Source organism: Spirochaeta dissipatitropha, from assembly GCF_054657935.1.
On record NZ_BAAHXT010000008.1, the window covers coordinates 48,472 to 63,661 of the forward strand.

Genomic DNA, 15,190 nt, shown 5'->3' on the forward strand with positions numbered 1-15,190 from the left:
ATCCATGTTATGCAGCAAGTTAGCGCGCTGCGCTCTGCACGCCTGCGGGAACCTGTGGAGCGCATACACTGTCTGGCGGCCATGCTGCTTCTCGTTCTGCTGCTGCCACTGTCGGCAGTCGCCCAAAATCAGGCCGCTCCCGGTATCCAGGTCTACGAGCCGATACTGGTCGACGAATACGGCTATCGCATGGATCCGCCCAGCGGCTGGTATCTCAGCGATGCCAGCGACATGCGCCTGCTCACCTTCAGCAGTCCAGATGGAAGCGCTGTGGTTCAGATTCTGGTATATACCGATCTGAATTTTGTGAACGCCGATCAGATGCTTGTCGAGCTGTCCGCACAGCTGCGGGCAGAAGTCCTGGCCTCCGAGCGATTTATGTATGCCGGCCGGGAGAGTGTACTCGCCGACATGGAATTTGCAGCCGGTTCGGAAGAAGTCCGGGGTTACGCCATACTTATAGATGATCCAGTGTATCCCATGGCAATTCTGGGTTACGCCCGTCAGGAAACGTATGAGGTATATCATGACTTTCTGCTCTCGTTCATGGACTCAGTCTCCCTGGACGGCGGCGGTGACGGACTTCCAGGACCAGTCAGTCAGTATCTCGTTCCCTTTCAGCCGGGACGCAGAGGTCTGGGTGATGACGCCGAACTCATTGAACTGAATCTGGCAGGTCAAAGCGCTGGGTTCTGGTATGACCCCGACCAGACAGATGCCTCGCAGGTCCTCATCGACCGTGAAGCGCGTCTTCTGACAGCCTATGCCGGGGACAGTGCTCCACGGGAATTACAGGAAATCGCCTGGGAGCGATTTTTCCGCATGATCTACCGGGACAGCTATGCCCGGGTCAGCCCGTTGGCCGATCTCTGGCGCAGTGTCGCACGAAGTCAGGAAATTGAACGTGAGCGCCTGCCGGCTGTAATACTGAGCTGGCTGCAGGGCTTTGACTATGACCGCCCCGGCGGAATTTCGGACTTTCTCAATCCCCTGGATACCGTCTATCTGAGCGAAGGCGATTGTGATTCCCTGGTTCTGCTGTATGCCATGATCCTTGATCAGCTCGGATTTGACAGTATAATCATGGTCAGTACCGTGCATGGGCATGCCCTTGCAGGAGTGGATGTTGAAGGATCCGGAGCCCGCTTTCCCTTCGGCGGTCGCAACTGGCTGGTAGCCGAGCTGACCGCGCCGGTTGATCTCGGACTCATAGATGCCACAATGGCTGACCCTGCTGACTGGATGGGCTTCATTTTTCAGCGAATATATTAATGCATTGAACCAGGGGAGCGAACATGGATTTACAGGAATTTTTCAGCGAAGAACAGGATCGCTACTGGTGGAAGAATGCGGTTATCTATCATATATATCCCCGCAGCTTCATGGATGCAAACGGTGACGGTATCGGCGATCTCCAGGGAATAATCCAGAAGTTGCCGTACCTTGCAGAACTCGGGGTCGATGCAGTCTGGATGGGGCCGGTGTTCGATTCTCCTCATGTGGACAACGGCTACGATGTGCGGAATTACCGCAGTATCGACCCCATGTTCGGAAGCGACCGGGACATGGCAGATCTGATCGATGCGGCACATGCGCATGGAATCAAGGTCCTGCTGGATCTGGTACTGAATCACTCCAGCGATCAGCATGCCTGGTTCCAGGCCTCCGCTGCATCCCGCGAAGGTGAGTATGCGGATTACTATATCTGGCGCGATCCTGCGCAGGACGGGGGACCGCCAAACAGCTGGAAGGCAGTGTTTGGAGGACCCGCCTGGACCTGGGTTGAGGCCAGGCAGCAGTATTATCTGCATCTCTTTTCACCCCAGCAGCCGGATCTGAACTGGGAGCACCCGGCGCTCAGGTCCGAACTGACAGAAATCGCGAATTTCTGGATCGAACGTGGGGCCGACGGCTTCCGTATGGACGTAATCAATTTTATATCAAAAGCACAGGATTTCCCGGAACTCGAAGAGCGCGGTGTGCATGGGGTCTTCATAGACGGTCCACGGATGCTGGAGTTTCTGCAGGAATTCCGGGCAGGGCTTATCGATCAGGATGTAGTTCTGGTAGGTGAAACCCCCGGGGTCACAGCCGAGGCAGCCAGGGCCTACACCGATCCGGAAAACAAGGCCCTGGATATGGTGCTGACCTTCGAGCATCTGGAAGTTGATCAGATTCCCGGCAGCAAATGGGAACCACGCAGCTGGCAGCCGGCGGATCTCATGAAAGTACTGGCTGACTGGCAGACGCTGACTGCCGAACCCCGCTGGCACGCACTGTATATGTCGAATCATGATCAGCCGCGAGTGGTTTCGCGTTACGGCAACGACGGAACATACCGCTATGAAAGTGCATCGGCTTTGGCCGTGCTCTGGTACCTGCAGCGGGGAACCCCCATTGTCTACCAGGGCGATGAAATCGGCATGCGTAATTTCCCGATTCAGGGCTATAATGATCTCTCGGATCTCGAGAGCCGGAATGCCTGGGAAAGCATGGAAGATGAGGGGCTACCTCGCGAAGAAATCCTCAGACGGATCAGACGGGTTGCCCGGGACAATGGCAGAACCCCCATGCAGTGGACCGGGGAGAAGCATGCGGGTTTCACAGAGGCCGATGCTCCCTGGTATCCGCTTAATCCTGATTCCAGCGAATGGAATGCAGAAAGCCAGGCCCAGTCAGAAAACGGGCGCAGCCTGCTGCAGTTTTATCAGCAGCTCCTGATCCTGCTCAAGGACGAAGTCTTCAGATCCGGGGATTTTACTCTGCTGGGTGGCGGATCTACATGGACTGCCTACCAGCGCCGGAGCGCCGGAGAAACGGCCATCGTTGTGGTGAATCTCTCGGACGAATGCCTCGAGCCAGAGATCTTCAGCAGTGCACTGCCGACAGCCCCTGAGAACTGCGAGCTTCTGTTATGCAACTATATGGAAGGCAGCAGCTCGGTCGAGGCTGGCACCGGAGCAGCTTTCGGGGCAGCTTCCGGTGAACTGCGACCCTATGAAGCCCGGGTTCTGTATTATCGAAGCGGCTCATGATTTCCGGGGAAGAAAGCGGAGTGGGCGGCCTTCAGGGCCGTCTGCACCATCTCGCGGCTGACTACGAAATAAGTCGCGGATTCGCTGGCGCCGAGGGCCAGCATTTTTATGTGCACGCCGGCTCGGCTGAGGGCCACCACCAGGCGGTCAGCAATCTCCTCGCATTCCGACAAACCTTCTCCTACCAGAGCAATAATCGACAGATCCGTCTGGCTCTCCACCCGGGAAACAGCGCTCAGGCCAGTCAGTTCAACGGCACGCTGAGCTTCATGAATATCTGCCTCTGACAGAAACAGATTGATAGACGTCTGCGTGGTCATTACCGATTTTATGTTGATTCCCGCCTCGGCCACCGCCGCTGCTGCCTTCCCGAGTACCCCCGGAGTCTGACCAACCCCCGAACCCCGCAGCCTGAGAATCGCAAAGTCATTGCTGCAGGTTACACTCTTGACCCGGTGCGGCATTTCATCGCCCATGGCATTCTGCAACGGCGCCGGGACCGGACCGATAACCGAGAGCGGAACAATGCCTTCGTTATAACGGTGTATATTGAATATTCTGACGGGTATGCCCGGTTCCCTCAGGGGTTCGACCGTCCGCGGATGCAGGATTCTGGCCCCGAAATAACTCAATTCGGCCGCTTCGAGATAACTCAAGGTATGCAGGCGATGAGGAGTATCAACCATGCCGGGATCGCCGCTCATGAATCCGTCCACATCCTTCCAGATATCAAGGCTTTCTGCCTGAATGCAGCAGGCAATGGCTGCTGCTGAATAGTCACTGCCGCCCCGGCCGAGCAAGGTTGTTTTTCCCTCCGGGGATATACCGTAGAAGCCCGGAATAACAAAGACCCGGTCAGCCGACAGCGCCTCGGCCACCGGATTCAAGGAGCGCTCGAAATCCACACTGGCATTGCGGAACTCCCCATTGGTGAACAGACCGATATCCTCGGGTAAGGCCTCAACCGCATCTATGCCTGCATCGCGGAAGATTGCCGCCAGCAGAAAGGAACTCAGGCGCTCACCATAACTCAGGACTCGATCGTTAACCGTCAGGGGGATTTCACCCAGGTAATGCACCCCGAGCAGTACACGCCTCAGCTCATCCAGCCTCCGACCGAGTTCGGCCGTTGTTCGCTCACGCTCCTGGGGCGACTGGATGCAGCGCCCGATCAGATCTTCCTTCATCTCACGCAGAAAATCCTGCAGAGCCGCAATCCGCGACTCGTCATCCCGACATTCAAGAATACTGCTGGTCAGGCGGTTGGTTATCCCATAAAAGGCGGAAACCACAGCTACCATCGGGCGGTCGTATGTCCTGACTGTCGCAGTAATTTTCTGTATGTCTTCAACTGTCTTGAGGTTTGATCCCCCGAATTTGGCAACTATTTTTTTCATGGACATATAATAACATGGCTTTTCCGATTTGACATTTCAGGAGCAACTTGAATGTTTCCGAGATTAAACCAGTTTTTCTTACCAATTTGTCGAATTATTTTTCTCATGTGGCCTGTTATTGACTCCCCAAATCCTTGTTTCTATGATCTTATTAATCGTTGAATTAAGGAGGATTTTGTATGTCAAAACGAGTGATGTTTTTTGCCGTTATTCTGATTGCGGCTCTGCTCACAATGGGGTGTTCCCGTGAGGATTCTGGGGAAATTATAATTGGTGTTGCCGGTGCCCACAGTGGTGACCTGGCTTCCTACGGCCTTCCTTCGGTAAATGCTGCTCAGCTTGTTGTTGAACAGATTAATGCCGATGGGGGATTGCTTGGTCGAACAGTCAAGCTGGTAATTGAGGACGATGAATGTGCTCCGGATGTTGCTGCCAACACTGCTGCCAAACTGGTAGGTGACCGTGTTGTAGCGGTAATGGGACATATCTGTTCCGGTGCTACCAATACAGCTATGGAAATCTATACTCCAGAACGGATTATTACGATCTCTCCATCTGCAACCAGCCCCGGGCTGACACAGGATGGAAACTTTCCGACTTTTTTCCGGACTATTGCACCGGATGATGCACAGGGACAGCTGCAGGCACAGTTCGTTGCCGAGAAACTTGGTCTGACTTCTGTTGCTATTCTTCATGACGGCGGTGACTATGGACGTGGTCTGGCTGAGTTTGCGCGTACTGCACTTCGGGCAAACTATCCTCAGGTAGAGGTTGCTCTGTTTGAAGGTATAACGGTAGGCGCGGTAGATTATTCGGCTATCATCAACCGGATTGGTTCTGCAAATGTTCAGGGTGTGATATACGGTGGATATCATCCAGAAGCATCCCGGCTGGTAACCCAGATGAAGGGACAGGGTCTTGATCTTGCATTTATTTCCGGTGACGGAGTTCAGGATGAGACATTTATCGGTGTTGCTGGTTCTGCTGCTGAAGGTGTATATGCTACCGGACCAACCGACACCAGCGGCAATCCCGTTGCTCAGGCGGCCCGTGCTGCCCATCAGCAGAAATACGGTGAAGAGCCAGGTCCATTCTTTATGAATGCCTATGCTGCTACACAGGCGCTCATGAATGCGATCAAGGTTGCTGGTTCAACCGAGCCTGATGCAATCATGAATGCACTGCGGACCGCGCCGGTTGAGACTCCGGTTGGAAGAATCACTTTCGATGAGAGAGGTGATGCAATAGGTGTAGGTTTCGCGATGTATCAGGTGCAGAATGGTGTTTACCAGGAAGTACGCTGATCTCATGTGAGGCATTTGATTTCCACTGCACGGCTTCTCGCTGTGCAGTGGATTTGATTTAAAACAATCAGGCGGCATATATGGATTTTGACTATTTTCTCCGGCTATTTTTCAGCGGATTAACCAGGGGCAGCATCTATGCCCTCCTTGCGCTCGGTTATACCATGGTCTATGGAATCATCAAGCTCATCAATTTTGCTCACGGAGAAATATACATGATCGGTGCATTTACTGCTCTGATTATGGCGACCGTGTTCTCCTTTGCAGGTATGCCACTCGTGGCCATTCTTGTGCTTTCAAGCATAATTGCGATGATCTACTCATCGGCCTATGGATATACAATTGAAAAACTGGCGTACAAGCCATTGCGGCAAGCGCCGCGTCTCTCCGTGCTGATCAGTGCAATCGGCATGTCCCTGTTTCTGCAGAATTATGTTCTGCTTGCACAGACTTCGAATTTCCTGCCCTATCCCTCGCTTCTTCCTACGGTACCTGTTCCGGTATTTCTGAGGGGGATTATCAATTCATCGCAGGTAATTATCTTCTCCACCACAACGGTAGTTATGGTGATTCTGACTGTGCTTATCAAGTTCACTCGCATCGGCAAGGCCATGCGGGCCACCAGCCAGGACCGGACCATGGCAACCCTTGTTGGAATCAATGTTAACAAGATTATCAGCTGGACCTTTGTCATCGGCAGTTTTACTGCTGCACTCGGAGGAATCCTGATCAGTTCCTTTACCGGTCAGATCAATTTTTACGTTGGATTTATTGCAGGTATCAAGGCCTTCGTCGCTGCCGTGCTTGGTGGAATAGGAAGTATTCCCGGGGCAGTACTCGGCTCACTGATTCTGGGAATGACAGAAGCTTTTGCTGCTGGTTACATATCCAGTGTGTATGAAGATGTTTTTGCCTTCATAATTCTGGTAGCCATTCTCATTCTGAAACCTTCCGGTCTTCTGGGACGGCCGGATACTCAAAAGGTATAATTATGACATTGCAGGATATAAAAAGAACGGTACTTATCGCCCTGTGGTTTGTGTTTCTTACCTTTCCGATTCTTGTAATCAAGGTGAACACCATTAACCAGACCGTACAGTGGCGCTGGGAAAACATGCTGTATGTGTTTGTGGGCACATTCCTCGGCGGGCTGCTGTGGCGTTTTGCTCTGACACGAAGAAAGACCACCATAAAACCGATTGTCCAGATCAAGGATGCTGCCGAGATTGCAGCCGAGAAGGCGGCCCGGGAGCACGGTATAAAGCGGGTGATCGCAGAGGTTCAGGCGCATATAAAAAAACCGGTGGTTCGCAAAAGCATGCTCGCACTGGGGATTGTTCTGGCACTGGTTTTTCCTCTTGCCAGTTCCCTGTATCAGACTAGTATCATGATCACCGCACTGATCTACGTAGTGCTGGCCCTTGGACTGAACATTATTATCGGCCTGGGGGGAATGCTGCATCTGGGGTATATCGCGTTCTTCGCTGTCGGAGCCTATACCTATGGAATACTTTTCCGCTTCTTCGGGGTTGGTTTCTGGGTTGCCCTACCGATTGCTGCTGTCCTGAGCACCCTCTCCGGAGTTCTGCTGGCACTTCCGGTGCTGCGGCTGCGCGGAGATTATCTGGCAATCGTTACCCTGGGCTTTGCTGAGATCGTGCGTATTGTCCTGAATAACAGCCCCGGTTTTTCCGGTGGGCCGGCAGGTATCCGCGGTATTCCCAGACCGACATTTTTCGGCGTGCAGATGAATCTCATGACGGCTACCAACTATATCTATTACATAATTCTGGCGGTCGTCGTACTGACAATTTTTGTTATGTGGCGCTTCGAGAACTCACGCATCGGTCGCGCACTTGTTGCAATGGGTGAGGATGATATCGCTGCCGAGTCTATGGGAATCGATATAGCACGGGTCAAGCTCATAGCCTTTGCTCTGGGTTCTTTCTGGGCGGGGATTGCCGGTGTAATTTTCGCATCCCGAACCACCTTTATAAATCCCGCAAGCTTTACGGTCTGGCAGTCAATCATCGTGTTGTCCTGTGTGGTCCTTGGAGGAATGGGGTCCATTAAAGGCGTGATAATCGGGGCCATGGGGCTTATTCTGGTTCCTGAATACCTCCGGGCTTTTTCTGATTACCGCATGCTGGTTTTCGGTGCAATTCTGGTAATCATGATGGTCTTCAGACCCGGTGGTCTGATTCACAAAAAACGTAAAGCATACGTTTTTCCGGTACATGAAGGAGACGCCTCATGAGCAGAATTCTGAATGTAGCATCAATGAGTATGGACTTCGGCGGTCTCAGAGCGGTCAATAAAATCAATATTTCAGTCAATGAGCGTGAGATAGTTGCTTTGATCGGTCCCAATGGTGCCGGTAAAACCACCTTTTTCAATTGTGTGACCGGGGTATATACCCCGACTGAGGGAGATGTAGTTATACATGCTCCTGATGGTAGCGGCAGGGAACAATCAATCAAGGGATTAAAACCCAGTGCGATAGCCAGAAAGGGATTGGCCCGGACATTCCAGAACATCAGGCTTTTTCAGAATATGACAGTTCTGGAAAATGTCATGATTGGCCGTCACTGCCGTCTCAGTGCAGGTGTATTCGGTGCGATTTTCCGCACGAAAGCGGTGCGGGAAGAAGAAGAGCAGGTAATTCACGACAGCTATGAGGTGCTGAAGAAACTCAATCTGGAACGCTATGTAAATGAACTGGCCAGGAATCTGCCTTATGGCGCTCAGCGGCGACTCGAGATTGCTCGCGCGCTGGCCTCCGAGCCCTTCCTCCTGCTACTGGATGAACCAGCTGCTGGTATGAATCCCCAGGAAACAAATGAGCTGAAAGATCTCATTCTGGAGATCCGGGACACAGAAGATATTTCCATTTTTCTCATCGAACATGATATGAGTCTGGTAATGTCCCTGTCCGAGCGGATATATGTAATGGATTACGGCAAGCTCATTGCCTCGGGAAATCCCCTGGAAGTCAAATCGAACCCGGCTGTTATCAAGGCCTATCTCGGGGAGGATGAAAGTGCTTGAACTGAAAGATCTACATACCTATTACGGCAATATACAGGCACTCAAGGGTATAGACCTGCACATTGAGCAGGGAGAAATCGTCACCCTGATCGGAGCCAACGGAGCAGGGAAATCAACAACCCTCATGTCTGTATCCGGTGTCGTGCCTCCGCGTCATGGTGAAATCCTTTTTGAGGGAAAGCCGATTCACGGCATGCTGCCGGAGCTGATTGTATCTCTGGGTATCTCGCAGGTTCCCGAGGGACGGCGGATTTTTTCCCACCTGAGCGTACAGGAAAATCTTGATATGGGAGCGCTGCTCCGCCGTGACCGCAAGGGAATCCGTTCGGATATCGAGTACGTTTTTGACTTGTTCCCGCGTCTCCAGGAGCGCAGGCATCAGGCTGGCGGTACACTCTCAGGCGGTGAACAGCAGATGTTGGCCATATCCAGGGCAATTATGGCACGGCCCAAACTGCTCTTGCTGGATGAGCCGAGCCTTGGGCTGGCGCCGCTGATCGTTCAACAGATCTTCGAGATAATCCAGCAGATCAACAAGGAGAACGGCACAACCATTTTCCTCGTGGAACAGAACGCCAATCAGGCGCTCAAGGTTGCCCACAGGGGTTATGTCATGGAGACTGGGCGCATTACCATGGTCGATTCTGCCGAGAGTCTCTTGTCGAATGAGGCTGTGAAAAAAGCGTATTTAGGAATATAGGAGGACGCAGATGTTATTGGGAACAATCATGACAAAGAACCTGTTTATGGTTCAGACCGGAACCCCGGTTACTGACGCTCAGGAGCTTATGAACCGCGAGCATATTCATCACCTGCCGGTTCTGGATCAGCACAACAAGAAACTCGTAGGCATTGTAAGCGTAAAGGACCTCCTGTCGGCCAGCCCTTCCCAGGCTTCCACCCTAGATGTATATGAAATTGCCCGTCTGTTGTCTAAATTGACGGTCGGCAAGGTCATGACCAAGACCGTGCATACTGCCAGGGCATCGGATCTGGTAGAGGATGCTGCCCGAAAAATGGTAGACAACGACATCAGTTGCCTGCCGGTTATCGACGATGATGGCTATCCAATCGGTATTGTGACCGAATCCGATATCTTCAAGCTATTTATTGATCTCTTCGGAACCAGACAGAAAGGCCTCCGCGCAACCCTGCGGATTCCTGAAGAGCAGGGAGAGCTTGCCAAACTCGGCAGCGATGTCGCAGATCATGGTGGAAATATTATCTCTATCGGTACCTGGCCCGGTGATAAGCCCACCAATGCCGTCTGTATCCTCAAGGTTTCGGGTATGGACAAGGAGGCACTGCTGTCTTCGATCAAGAATCATATTCTTGAAGTCATAGATATCCGGGAGACCTGATTTGATTTTAACTCCGGGAAGGAAACAAACGAGACATAAATGTGGGGGAGCGATAGCGGTATTCCTGCTCGCCAGTGCTCTTTTTATTACAGGACTGATTTTACCTCCGACTGCAGCAGCCGGGGAGGATGATATTCCCGTCGCAGGTCAGATTGTGCCCGGTGGATTGTTCAGCGATTCCGATGCGCATATGCTGTATTTCAAGAGCAATTCCTGCTTCAACTGTGTGCGACAGCAGAAGTTCCTGGATGCGCTCATGGAGCAGTACCCGGACCTGCGGATTGTTACGGTGGATATCGATCATCAGTCCGGGGTCTGGGCTCAGTTCCGCAGAGAAAACGGTATCAACAGCGGTTCTATCCCCCGCACACTTGCAGCCGGAAACTCATTTATCGGTTTCCTTGCTGATGACGGGCCCCTTGAATATCTGGAGCCATTCCAGGCTTATTTCGGCTATGAAAATCAGCTGCGTGCTGCAGCAGAACTGGCGATGGGACTTCATGATGCGGCTGCCGCATCTGCAGAGTTTTCCGCAGAAGATGAGCAGGGCATGGCAACCCGTCCACCTCCTCTTACCGCCGGCTGGTGGTACTGGGCAGCTGCCGGAGCAGTTTTCGCATTCTATGTTCTGGTTTTCTTCATTGTTCGCTTGAAGAAACCTGCGACTGCCGTTCCCGGGCTCTGGCTCGGCGGCTTTGTACTGCTCCTGTTCTGTTTTGTCCTCTTGACCATACTCTTGACCCCCGAGACCGTCATCCGGAATTTTGCTGACCTGTTTCCCTTTCCGGTCTTTGTAATGCTGATCGCTCTGGCTGACGGGTTTAATCCCTGTGCATTTGCAGTTCTGGCTATTCTGCTTTCATTATTAACCCACACCAAAAGCCGCCGGGATATGATTCTGATCGGCGGAATATTTATTCTGTTTTCCGGAATCGTGTACTTCGGTTTTATTATGATTATGGTCAGCCTTGGATCTTTTGCTGTAGGTCGCATTGGAAGCCTGTTATTCCTCGTGCTGGGACTTATAGTCATTGCAGCGGGACTGGTTCATATCAAGGATTTTTTCTTCTTCAAAAGCGGCCCCAGCCTGTCTATATCACCCGAACGACAGAAAACCATTCATAAAAAAGCCAGAAAAATTATGGATCAGCTCAAGGAAAGCCGGACTGAATCAGCTGGCCGGAATCCACTGAAGCTCATGGCTGCTGTCGGCGGTACCATAATGCTGGCCCTGTTTGTAAACCTCGTTGAGCTTGGCTGTACCGCAGTTTTGCCGACCGTATATATGGCGGCGTTACTGAATATCTGCTCCGGCTTTGCATGTTATGCCCTCTGGACCGGCTTGTATGCGCTCGTATATATCCTGCCGCTGGCAGTTATCCTGACCGGCTTTCTGCTCACCTTCCGCTCGACCAGAATCAATGAACTACAGGGGCGCTGGCTCAAACTTATAGCCGGACTGTTCCTGATATTCTTTGGGTTTATCCTGCTGAGCCAGTTCGCGTTCTGATCGATTTTTTCTCCTGACATCCCATACTTTTAGTATGGGATAAAACCGTCCTTATTATTGCGTCTGTTGGTTCAGTACCGGTATATCCTGAGAACAAGAAAATAGTACATAAGGAGACTAGTATGAAAAATACTGCGGTATTTCTGTTCTGTATGGGAGCACTGCTTTTTATTTTCGGCAGCTGCGCGTCTGCCACTCAGGAAATTGAAGCAGTTCAAAGTGTGCCGGGTTTTGAAACAGGCTTGAACACCAATCCTGCTGTGGTTGCAAGTGAAAGCTGGAGTCTGTTTGTGGGACCCTTTGATGGAGCAGCGGAGGCACATCTTGAAAATGATAATGTCAGGATCGAGATAATCCAGCCTGGTGCACCGGAATATGCAGTTCAGCTTATCTATACACCGGTTCTGGTTGAAGCCGGAGGTGAATATCGGGTCCGGTTTACTGCACATGCCAGCAGGCCCCGTTCTATTGATGTGAAGGTCGGTGGGAATGAAACCCGATCATGGGCCGATTATACCGGAGGAGTTCGGAAGAGACTCACCAGTGAACCCGTTGAGTATGAGTTCACTTTCATGATGCAGGAACGAACAGACAAGGAGGCCAGATTTGAGTTCCAACTGGGACAGTACCCCGGAGATGTTGTTCTGTCCAATGTCAGCATGGTCAAAATCGGTCAGGAAGATATCGACCCCGCATCCTTTCAGGCAGCTGCCTTCCATGAGATAGCAGAGTATGAAGTTGACTATGACAGTATGCAGCTTGTCTGGAGCGATGAATTCGATTATGAGGGTTTGCCGGATCCATCCAGGTGGGGGTATGAGGCTGGCGGTCACGGCTGGGGCAATAATGAACTGCAGCACTACACCAGAGATCGCCTGGAAAATGCCAGAGTCGAAGATGGCAGGCTCATCATTACTGCCCGGAAAGAGGATTATCAGAGATCCGCATATACCTCTGCCCGCCTGGTCACTCGGGGAAAGGGTGACTGGCTATATGGTCGTGTTGAAGTGAAGGCACGTCTTCCACGAGGGTTAGGTACCTGGCCTGCTATCTGGATGATGCCGACAAGATCCTCCTATGGAAACTGGCCCGATAGTGGCGAAATCGATATTATGGAGCATGTTGGTTTCAATCATAACAGGATTCATGGTGCGGTTCATACTGCAAGCTACAATCACCGAATTGGTACACAGAAGTCCGGAACCATTATTCCCACAACAGATGTATCTGATGAGTTCCATCTCTATGCAATTGAGTGGGATCCCAATGAGATCAGATGGTTCCTGGACAACAAGCACTACTTCACCTTCAGAAATGAAGGTACGGGTCATCGTGAATGGCCGTTTGACCGTGAGTTTTATCTGATTCTCAATATCGCAATTGGTGGAGACTGGGGCGGCATGCAGGGAATCGACGATTCTATCTGGCCGCAGACGATGGAAGTGGAGTATGTACGTGTCTATGACCTTGGTGATGCTGCGCTTGATACCGAGCCGCCCACTGCTCCCGGCGAACTGAGTGTTGCGCCGTCTTCTATTACCGCATTTCTGGAGTGGGAGCCCTCAATTGATAATGTCGGTGTCAAGGAATATTCTGTGTATGTCAATGGAGAGCTGTCGACTACAACTGATCAGCATGAAACTCTGATTCGGGGACTGCAGCCGGAGCAAGCGTATACAGTTCGGATCAGTGCAGTCGATTATGCCGGAAACATCTCTGAGTACTCCGAGACCAGTTTTTCCACGAGCCAGCTTGATCCAGTATCTATACCCGGAAGAATTCAGGCAGCTGCATATCTCGATATGCAGGGTATACAAACACAGGAGACTGAAGATACAGGCGGAGGAATGAATGTCGGCTGGATCGATAGCGGTGATTGGCTTGAGTACATGGTGAATACCTCAGGAAATCAAGACTTCACTGCAGCGTTCAGGATTGCCAGCCCTGAGGGCATCGGTCGTATCGAGCTGCGGGATGAGAACGACACTGTACTGACTTCTCTATCGCTGCCTCAGACTGGCGGATGGCAGGACTGGGAAACCATCGTTAGCAGTCCCTTTTCCCTCCCGGCTGGCAGCCAGGTAATCCGTGTGTATGCTGCCGAGGGAGGTTTCAATCTCAATTGGCTTGAGCTTGATTAGTACAATAGAGTTTTTCCGGCACTTTTAGTGCCGGAAAAAACCAGTCCATAAGCCCGTTCCCTTTCTTCCATAGCTGGTAGCCTGAAGTCAAGGAGATAGTATGAAGAAATACAAAGTACTCGGAATTGTAGTTATATTCGTAATTGCAGTAACCACCGCCGGCTGTGTTAATCTGGCTGATATCGGACCACATTCCAGTCCTGATCATGAAATTTCATCTCAGGCTCGATTGACATCGCTTCCTGCCGCCTTGGATGCTAACCTGGCATGGCATAATGCAGGTCTTTTCGAGATCGCCAATGGCTGGAGTAATGGTGGCTTTTTCAACGCAACCTGGCGCGATTCTCAAGTGACATTCACTCAAAATCATGGCGGGAGAATGACGCTGAGGCTCGACTGGGACAGCCATGGATCCAACCCACCGTATCAGTCAGGTGAGTACCGAAGCCGTGAGTTTTATCACTATGGCCTGTACGAGGTTCGCATGCGTGCCGCCCGGGGCGACGGGGTGGTGTCTTCATTCTTCACCTATACCGGGCCATCAGATAATCAACCCTGGGACGAGATCGACATCGAGTTTCTGGGTAAGGATACAACACGAATGCAGACCAACTACTTTACCAATGGTGTCGGAGGTAAAGAGGTCTATATTGATCTGGGATTTGATGCTGCTGACAGCTTCAACGACTACGCCTTTGAATGGCTGCCTGACAGGATTAACTGGTACGTCAACGGAGTGCTTGTTCATACCGAGGACGGTAGTAAGGGAGCAATTCCCAGCCATGAAAGCAAGATTATGGTAAACCTCTGGCCAGGCACCGGAGTAGACGAATGGCTGAATCCCTTTAACAATTCAAATCTGCCGATTACTGCTGAATATGAATATATCCGGTACACCCCCTATACTGAATCACCCTTGAATCCTCCTTCGTCAGGTAATCCGTCGTCAGGTAATATGATTTCAAACGGTAATTTCGGAAATGGAAACAGCGGCTGGCATCTGGGAACCTATCAGGGCGGAAATGCTTATCTGAACACGAATGACGCTGGACTGGTACAGATCTGGAATGGCGGCAGTCAGGTATGGTCGGTACAGCTGATTCAGGAAGGGCTCACATTGGAACAGGGTGCAACATACAGGGTATCATTCGATGCAGCATCAGCATTCAACCGAACGATTCAGGTTGGTGTGAATCAGTCCGTGAGCCCCTGGGGAAGTTTTTCCGGGCCGGTCAGTTTTTCGCTGTCCCCGGAATGGAATCACTACAGCATGCAGTTTGAAATGAACTCCCCGTATGAGCCCAATGCACGCCTGGAAATCAATCTGGGCCAGAGCACCGGTGATGTACACTTCAATAACATTTCAGTAGTGCGCCAGTAGTTAGAACAGGAAC

At 51.6% G+C, this 15,190-nt stretch carries 12 protein-coding genes; 11 read left to right on the plus strand and 1 reads right to left on the minus strand.

The window, feature by feature from the left end; genetic code table 11:
- Positions 1-9 precede the first annotated feature (9 nt).
- Together ACYQ2L_RS10895 and ACYQ2L_RS10900 are read left to right on the plus strand one after the other, a co-directional pair.
- Positions 10-1,272, plus strand: a complete 1,263-nt coding sequence (locus tag ACYQ2L_RS10895) for a hypothetical protein (RefSeq protein ID WP_460055337.1) — start codon at positions 10-12, stop codon at positions 1,270-1,272.
- 23 nt (positions 1,273-1,295) lie between these two features.
- Positions 1,296-3,035, plus strand: coding sequence for an alpha-glucosidase (locus ACYQ2L_RS10900; protein WP_460055339.1), 1,740 nt, complete (start codon positions 1,296-1,298; stop codon positions 3,033-3,035).
- On the opposite strand, the gene ACYQ2L_RS10905 is transcribed toward ACYQ2L_RS10900, so the two are convergent.
- Positions 3,017-4,432 carry an aspartate kinase gene (locus ACYQ2L_RS10905; protein ID WP_460055341.1) on the minus strand — a complete coding sequence of 472 codons (1,416 nt, stop codon included), beginning with the start codon at positions 4,430-4,432 and terminating at the stop codon, positions 3,017-3,019. The genes ACYQ2L_RS10900 and ACYQ2L_RS10905 overlap by 19 nt on opposite strands.
- Before the next feature lie 179 nt (positions 4,433-4,611).
- On the opposite strand from ACYQ2L_RS10905, the gene ACYQ2L_RS10910 reads away from it, so the two are divergent.
- From ACYQ2L_RS10910 to bglS, 9 genes are all read left to right on the plus strand, one after another.
- Positions 4,612-5,736 carry a branched-chain amino acid ABC transporter substrate-binding protein gene (locus tag ACYQ2L_RS10910; RefSeq protein ID WP_460055344.1) on the plus strand — a complete coding sequence of 375 codons (1,125 nt, stop codon included), beginning with the start codon at positions 4,612-4,614 and terminating at the stop codon, positions 5,734-5,736.
- A gap of 80 nt (positions 5,737-5,816) precedes the next feature.
- Positions 5,817-6,725, plus strand: coding sequence for a branched-chain amino acid ABC transporter permease (locus ACYQ2L_RS10915; protein WP_460055346.1), 909 nt, complete (start codon positions 5,817-5,819; stop codon positions 6,723-6,725).
- Between the two features lie 2 nt (positions 6,726-6,727).
- The gene (locus tag ACYQ2L_RS10920; protein WP_460055348.1) at positions 6,728-7,993 is read left to right on the plus strand and encodes an ABC transporter permease subunit; all 1,266 of its coding nucleotides are present in this window, start codon (positions 6,728-6,730) and stop codon (positions 7,991-7,993) included.
- Positions 7,990-8,784, plus strand: a complete 795-nt coding sequence (locus tag ACYQ2L_RS10925) for an ABC transporter ATP-binding protein (RefSeq protein WP_460055351.1) — start codon at positions 7,990-7,992, stop codon at positions 8,782-8,784. Before ACYQ2L_RS10920 ends, ACYQ2L_RS10925 begins: the two co-directional genes overlap by 4 nt.
- On the plus strand, positions 8,771-9,484 hold the full coding sequence (locus tag ACYQ2L_RS10930) for an ABC transporter ATP-binding protein (protein WP_460055354.1): 714 nt from the start codon (positions 8,771-8,773) through the stop codon (positions 9,482-9,484). Before ACYQ2L_RS10925 ends, ACYQ2L_RS10930 begins: the two co-directional genes overlap by 14 nt.
- Before the next feature lie 10 nt (positions 9,485-9,494).
- Positions 9,495-10,145 carry a CBS and ACT domain-containing protein gene (locus tag ACYQ2L_RS10935; RefSeq protein ID WP_460055356.1) on the plus strand — a complete coding sequence of 217 codons (651 nt, stop codon included), beginning with the start codon at positions 9,495-9,497 and terminating at the stop codon, positions 10,143-10,145.
- A 1-nt stretch (position 10,146) separates the two neighbouring features.
- A complete protein-coding gene (locus ACYQ2L_RS10940; protein ID WP_460055358.1) occupies positions 10,147-11,655 on the plus strand; it encodes a hypothetical protein in 1,509 nt (502 codons plus the stop codon).
- Positions 11,656-11,777: 122 nt separating this feature from the next.
- A complete protein-coding gene (locus tag ACYQ2L_RS10945) occupies positions 11,778-13,796 on the plus strand; it encodes a family 16 glycosylhydrolase (RefSeq protein WP_460055361.1) in 2,019 nt (672 codons plus the stop codon).
- A 100-nt stretch (positions 13,797-13,896) separates the two neighbouring features.
- Positions 13,897-15,177 carry a beta-glucanase gene (bglS, locus tag ACYQ2L_RS10950; RefSeq protein ID WP_460055363.1) on the plus strand — a complete coding sequence of 427 codons (1,281 nt, stop codon included), beginning with the start codon at positions 13,897-13,899 and terminating at the stop codon, positions 15,175-15,177.
- Positions 15,178-15,190: the final 13 nt, after the last annotated feature.